The 265-nt window shown below is 63.4% G+C and carries 1 protein-coding gene; it reads right to left on the bottom strand.

Annotated elements, in window-relative coordinates:
* Window positions 1-265, bottom strand: a 265-nt coding sequence (locus QSV46_RS39995; protein WP_314964137.1) for a hypothetical protein, incomplete at both ends; no start/stop codon positions are given.

The following is a 265-nucleotide window of genomic DNA, read 5'->3' as shown; positions in this document are numbered from 1 at the left end:
GCGCCTCAGGCGGCACGAACAGCTTCACCACCTTTTTCAGCGTCACTTGCGGCTGCTCGGCTTCCGGCGGACCGATCGGTGTCGGCGGCTGGACGTTCGGGTCGACGTCTCCTTCACCAGCGAGGAATGAGTCCAGCGTTTCGTAGTACAGAAACCCCTCGTAGTTGGACTCGATCACACCGACGGCGATCTCCTCGATCTTGCCGGCGCGCTCGCGGTCGCGAGCGACAAGAAGGGCCGCGAAGATGTCGCCAATCTTCGGCCC

The sequence above is a fragment of the Bradyrhizobium cosmicum genome, from assembly GCF_032290525.1.
GTDB lineage: Bacteria > Pseudomonadota > Alphaproteobacteria > Rhizobiales > Xanthobacteraceae > Bradyrhizobium > Bradyrhizobium cosmicum_A.
Note: the sequence above shows the minus strand (reverse complement) of the source record. Positions and strands in the feature narration are given on the sequence as shown.